Genomic DNA, 6,067 nt, shown 5'->3' on the forward strand with positions numbered 1-6,067 from the left:
CCGCCCCCGCAGGTCGTCAGGAAAGTCGCCGGTGCCAGGCGACGGCTGAAGTGTCGGTGAGAGAGGCGATCTGGTCGATGACGACACGCACGCGCGCGGCGTCGTCCTCGGCCTTGAGGTAGGCGGGGCGGAAGGCGGGTTCGAGCGTGCGGGGCGCGCCGAGCGTGATGAGGGAGGCCAGCTCGGCGATGAGCTCGCGCTGCCGGGCCTGATTGGCGTGGTGGTCGTCGCGGGTCATCACGTAGTGGGCGGTGACGCCTTTGAGCAGCGCGCATTCGAGCCGGGTGTCTTCGGGCACGACGAGGTCGGCGCGGTGGCGCGGGCCGTACGCGCCGATGGTGGCGCTCTGCGCGGAACGGCAGAATCGTCCGATGAGACCGCTGGTGAGGGCTTTGAGGCCGGCCAGGTCGGCCAGGGTGGCGGCGAACGTCCGCGGCCAGAGCGGGTCGGCGATGAACTTGGCGAAGACCTCTTCGAGCCGGCCGGGGTCGGCGTCGCGGGCGTACCAGAGGCGGGTGACCTCGCAGACCTGGCGGCGCTCCTCGGCCGACTGGAGGGCTTCCGGGGTGACGTATCCGGCGTGCAGCGCGTCTTCGAGGTCGTGGACGGAGTACGCGACGTCGTCGGCCCAGTCCATGATCTGCGCCTCGAAGCTGACGCGGCCCTCGGGGGCGCCGTCGCGGATCCACGCGAAGACCGGCAGGTCGTCCTGGTAGACGCCGAACTTGGGGGACTTGTCGCAGGTCCAGGGGTACTTGATGGAGGCGTCGAGCGCGGCTCTGGTCAGGTTGAGCCCGGCGCTCTCGCCCGACTCCGTGAGGACCTTGGCCTCCAGGCGGGTGAGCAGGCGCAGGCTCTGGGCGTTGCCCTCGAAGCCGCCGCACGAGGGGGCGAGGGCGTTGAGCGCGACCTCGCCGTTGTGCCCGAACGGCGGATGCCCGAGGTCGTGCGCCAGGCAGGCGGTCTCCACGAGGTCGGGGTCGACGCCCAGGGTGGCGCCCATCTCCCGTCCGACCTGGGCGCACTCCAGCGAATGCGTCAGCCGCGTACGCGGGATGTGCTGGCCGACGCCCAGCGTCTCTCCGGGGCCGACGACCTGGGTCTTGGCCGCGAGGCGGCGCAGGGCGGCGCTGTGGAGCACGCGGGCCCGGTCCCGCCCGAACGGGCTGCGCTCGGGGTTGCCGGGTGGCTCCGGCACCCAGCGCTCCTGGTCATGCTGGTCATAGCGGGACATAAGAACGGTGAGTCTACTCCTGTCCACCCAACCCCTCCTGTGCTGGGAGTACTGCCCCGGTGACCACCTCCCTACGCGTGGATGAAGCGCCAGGCCGCCCGGCCTGGCGCCCGTGCCGTCAGCGGGTGTCGGAGTCGTTGTGCGTCAGTACGGCCCGGCCGGCCTCCAGGCGGGCGACCGGGATGCGGAAGGGCGAGCAGGAGACGTAGTCGAGCCCGGCCTCGTGGCAGAAGTGGACCGAGTCGGGGTCGCCGCCGTGTTCGCCGCAGATGCCGAGCTTGAGGCCGGGCCGGGTGGCCCTGCCCTCCTCGACGGCGATGCGGACCAGGCGGCCGACGCCGTCGCGGTCGAGGGTCTCGAACGGGGAGACGCCGAAGATGCCGAGCTCCAGGTAGCGGGAGAAGAAGGCGGCTTCGACGTCGTCGCGGGAGAAGCCCCAGGTCATCTGAGTGAGGTCGTTGGTTCCGAAGGAGAAGAACTCGGCGGCCTCGGCGACCTGCCCGGCGGTGAGCGCGGCGCGCGGGGTCTCGATCATGGTGCCGACGAGGGCGTCCACGCCGGTCGCCTGGAGGATCTTGACCGCCTCCTCACGGACCGCCTCCAACTCCTGGACGGCGGCCACGAGCGGGATCATGATCTCCGGGCGGGCGCCGGGCACCTCGCGGGCGGCTTCGGCGATGGCCCGGACCTGCATGGCGAACAGGCCGGGGATGACCAGGCCGAGCCGTACCCCTCGAAGGCCCAGCATGGGGTTCTGCTCGTGCAGTCTCTTGACGGCTGCCAGCAGCGCGCGGTCCTTGTCCGTGGCCTCGCCCGTGGCGGCCTTGACCGAGAGGGCGACGAGGTCGGGCAGGAACTCGTGCAGGGGCGGGTCGATGAGGCGAATGGTGACAGGAAGACCCTCCATAGCCCGAAAAATGCCGATGAAGTCGGATTTCTGGTGTGGCTCCAGCGCGTCCAGCGCCGCCTGCCGCTCCTCCTTGGAGGTGGCCAGCACGAGGTCCTCGACGAGCTGACGGCGCTCGCCCAGAAACATGTGCTCGGTACGGCACAGCCCGATCCCCTGGGCGCCGAAGCGGCGCGCCCTGGCCGAGTCCTCGGCGTTGTCGGCGTTGGCCCGCACCCCGAGCCGGCGTACCGAATCGGCGTGCGCCATGATCCGGTCCACCGCCTTCACCAGCTCGTCCTGCGGTTGTGCGCCCTCGAAGTACTCCACCACCACCGAGTCGACGACCGGCACCTCACCGAGGAACACCTCCCCGGTGCTGCCGTCGATCGAGATGACCTCGCCCTCGCGCACCTCGACGCCGCCCGGGGCGGTGAAGCGCTTCTGCGAGGCGGAGACCTCCAATTCCTCCGCGCCGCAGACACACGTCTTGCCCATGCCACGGGCGACCACGGCGGCGTGGGAGGTCTTGCCGCCGCGCGAGGTGAGCACGCCGCGGGCGGCGATCATCCCGGACAGGTCGTCGGGGTTGGTCTCGCGGCGGACGAGGATGACGTCCTCGCCCTGCCCTGCCAGTTCGACCGCGCGCTCGGAGGTGAAGACGGCCTTGCCGACGGCGGCGCCGGGCGAGGCGTTCATGCCCTTGGTGATCTTCTGGCGCCCGCCGTCCTTGGCGAAGCGGGGGAACATCAGCTGCGCGAGCTGGTCGCCGCTCACCCGGGTGACGGCCTCGTCGAGCGTGATGAGGCCCTGGTCGACGAGCTGGACGGCGATGCGGAAGGCGGCGGCCGCCGTGCGCTTGCCGACCCGGGTCTGCAGCATCCACAGCTTTCCGCGCTCGATCGTGAACTCGATGTCGCACAGGTCGCGGTAGTGCGTCTCCAGGGTCTCCATGATCGACAGGAGCTCGTCGTAGGAGCGCTTGTCGATGTGCTCCAGATCCTGCAGGGGGACGGTGTTGCGGATGCCGGCGACGACGTCCTCGCCCTGGGCGTTCTGGAGGTAGTCGCCGTAGATGCCCTGGCGGCCGGAGCCGGGGTCGCGGGTGAAGGCGACGCCGGTGCCGGAGTCGTCGCCGAGGTTGCCGAAGACCATGGCGACGATGTTCACCGCGGTGCCGAGGTCGGCGGGGATACGTTCCTGGCGGCGGTAGAGGACGGCGCGGGGCGCGTTCCACGAGTCGAAGACGGCCATGACGGCCAGGCGCATCTGCTCGCGGGGGTCGGCGGGGAAGTCCTTGCCGGTCTGCTCGCGCACGATGCCCTTGTAGGTCTCGACGAGCCCCTGGAGCTCCTGCGCGGTGAGGTCGGTGTCCTGGCGGCCGTTCTTGAGCTCTTCCAGCGCGTGCTCGAACAGTTCGCCGTCGATGTCCTGGACGGTCTTGCCGAACATCTGGATGAGCCTGCGGTAGGAGTCCCAGGCGAAGCGGTCGTTGCCGCCCGCCTGCTTGGTCAGACCGTGGACGGATTCGTCGTTGAGCCCGATGTTGAGGACGGTCTCCATCATGCCGGGCATGGAGAACTTGGCGCCCGAGCGCACGCTGACGAGCAGCGGGTCGTCGGCCTGGCCGAGCTTCTTGCCCATGGCGCTCTCAAGCGCGCTCAGGTGGTCGGCGATCTCCCGCTCCAGTCCCTCGGGGACGGAGCCTTCCGCCAGGTAGTGGCGGCACGCCTCGCTGGTGATCGTGAACCCGGGGGGAACCGGCAGCCCGAGGTTGGTCATCTCGGCGAGGTTGGCTCCCTTGCCGCCGAGCAGGTCCTTGAGATCCCTGTTGCCCTCGGTGAAATCGTAAACGAACTTGGCCACCACAGCTCCAATCAACGCCTCTGCCTTGGACTGTACCGGCGAAAAAGATGATGAAACTGCACACGTCGGTTAAGTCACTGTTTCCCCAGCTCAATGGCCGTCATGAGGTCTAATCCAATTAAAACTCTAGTCTCTTGGAAATTGGTTTATACCAATTGGTTTAAACCAATTCTTGAGAAAGCCGTGGGGTAGGAGGAGAATGAGGGACGACCCCCTGACCGGGAGGCGCCGATGGTCACCCCCACCACCAAGCCGACGCGCCGCGCGCGCCTGACCGCCGGATCGGCGCGGGCCGCGGCCGGCAGCGCCCGCTACCTCGACGACCGGCTCGGCACCGGCCGCTGGCTGGCACCCAACCTGCGCAAACTCTTCCCCACCCACTGGTCGTTCCTGCTGGGCGAGTTCGCGCTCTACTCCTTCGTCCTGCTCGTGCTGACCGGCACGTTCCTCACGTTCTTCTACAAGCCGGAGGCGGGCGCGGCGTTCGAGTCGGTGCGCGAGCTCAGCGTGGACGTGCGCGGCGGGCTGCTCATCCGGCAGATGCACCACTGGTCGGCGACGATCTTCGTGCTGGCGATCGTGGCCCACATGTTCCGCGTCTTCTTCACCGGGGCGTTCAGGAAGCCGCGTGAGCTGACGTGGGTGCTGGGGGCGCTGCTGTTCGGGCTGGCGCTGTTCGAGGCGTTCCTCGGGGTGACGCTGCCGGCCAACCAGCTCGGGATGTCCGGGCTGCGCGAGACCCAGGGCCTGCTGCTGTCGATCCCGCTGGTCGGCACGTACCTGTCGTCCTTCGTCTTCGACGGCCCCTTCCCCGGCCAGGTGATCCCGCGCGCGTTCGTCGCCCACGTCCTGCTGGTCCCCGGCCTCCTGCTGGCGCTGGTGCCGCTGCACGCGCTGGTGCTGACCTGGCGGCAGAAGCACACCGAGCACCACGGCGAGGGCCGCCGGGTCACCGGGGTGCCGTTCTTCCCCGCCTTCTCCCTCAAGCAGGGCATCACCTCGCTGGGCACGTTCACGGTCATCACCGCGCTGGCCACGCTCGTCATCGTCAACCCCGTCTGGACCGCCGCGCAGGCCTACCGGGCCGGCGCCGCGCCGCCGTCGGCGCAGCCGTTCTGGTACTACGGCGTGCTCGAAGGCATGCTGCGCCTGCTGCCGCCGTGGGAGTTCACGATCGCGGGCTTCACCTTCGCCGCCGGGCTCTGGATCCCGATGCTCGTCCTCGGCGGCTTCTTCACGGCCCTGCTGTTCTGGCCGTTCATCGAGCGCCGCTTCACCGGTGACCGCGCCTACCACCAGGTCGTGCAACGCCCCGCCGCCGCGCCCGTACGGACCGCGCTGGGTGTCGCGGTCGTCGTCTTCTTCACCGTCATCTGGTCGGCGACCTGGTTCACCACCGACCTCACCGCCGGCCCGCCCCTGCTCGCCGTCCCCGCCGAGCTCTATCCGGCCCTCCTGTACGGCTTACGCGCCGCCGTCATCATCCTGCCCGGCGTGGCGTACGCGCTCACGTTATGGCTGTGCAAAAGGCGATATCGCGATGTGATCTCCGAATGACACGCTGCCCTGCGTGCGATCCCTGTTAGCCGCGGCGGCGCTGCTGGCGGCCACCGCCTGCTCCGCCTCCACCACACCACCGTCGGCCAGTCCACAACGTGCCCATGCTGCCGAATTGCGGACCGGTGACTGTTTCGACGAGATTGCCCAGGATGGCTCTGCCACTCCGGTCCCGTGCGAGAACCCTCACGCCTACGAACTGGCGGGGGTCTGGGTGCTGCCCGACGAACCGTGGCCGGGAGAGGAAGAGGTGATCACCCGGGCGACGGAGGGCTGTGAGGAGAAGGTAAAGATCAAAAAAGAGTTCCAGGACACGGTGACCTGGACCGCCTTCAGCCCGACCCAGGAGACCTGGCCCAAGCAACGGACCGCCTACTGCGTCGCCCTGTCGGTCGAGGAGGGCGTCAAGCTCACCGGTCACGTGCTCGGCTAAGGCGTGTTTCAAAAGGCCTTGAGGCTGGTCGCATGGAAGTGATCGACATACGACGAGGTCTCCGGTAAATGGTCCAACGACCAAGAAGCAC

The 6,067-nt window shown here is 68.9% G+C and carries 4 protein-coding genes; 2 read left to right on the forward strand and 2 right to left on the reverse strand.

Features of this window, described 5'->3' with window-relative positions; genetic code table 11:
* Window positions 1-16 precede the first annotated feature (16 nt).
* Window positions 17-1,234: a deoxyguanosinetriphosphate triphosphohydrolase gene (locus ACIBHY_RS49815; RefSeq protein ID WP_397248831.1), complete on the reverse strand. Its 1,218-nt coding sequence runs from the start codon at window positions 1,232-1,234 to the stop codon at window positions 17-19.
* A gap of 118 nt (window positions 1,235-1,352) precedes the next feature.
* Window positions 1,353-3,986, reverse strand: a complete 2,634-nt coding sequence (ppdK, locus tag ACIBHY_RS49820; protein ID WP_397248829.1) for a pyruvate, phosphate dikinase — start codon at window positions 3,984-3,986, stop codon at window positions 1,353-1,355.
* Between the two features lie 231 nt (window positions 3,987-4,217).
* Here ppdK and ACIBHY_RS49825 point away from each other — a divergent pair, with 231 nt between their 5' ends.
* Both ACIBHY_RS49825 and ACIBHY_RS49830 read left to right on the forward strand, forming a co-directional pair.
* On the forward strand, window positions 4,218-5,543 hold the full coding sequence (locus ACIBHY_RS49825; RefSeq protein ID WP_397310472.1) for a cytochrome bc complex cytochrome b subunit: 1,326 nt from the start codon (window positions 4,218-4,220) through the stop codon (window positions 5,541-5,543).
* Window positions 5,544-5,556: 13 nt separating this feature from the next.
* Complete coding sequence (locus ACIBHY_RS49830) at window positions 5,557-5,976, forward strand: septum formation family protein (RefSeq protein ID WP_397248825.1); 420 nt, start codon at window positions 5,557-5,559, stop codon at window positions 5,974-5,976.
* The last annotated feature ends 91 nt before the right edge of the window (window positions 5,977-6,067 follow it).

Source organism: Nonomuraea sp. NPDC050547, from assembly GCF_044457345.1.
Taxonomy (GTDB): Bacteria; Actinomycetota; Actinomycetes; order Streptosporangiales; family Streptosporangiaceae; genus Nonomuraea.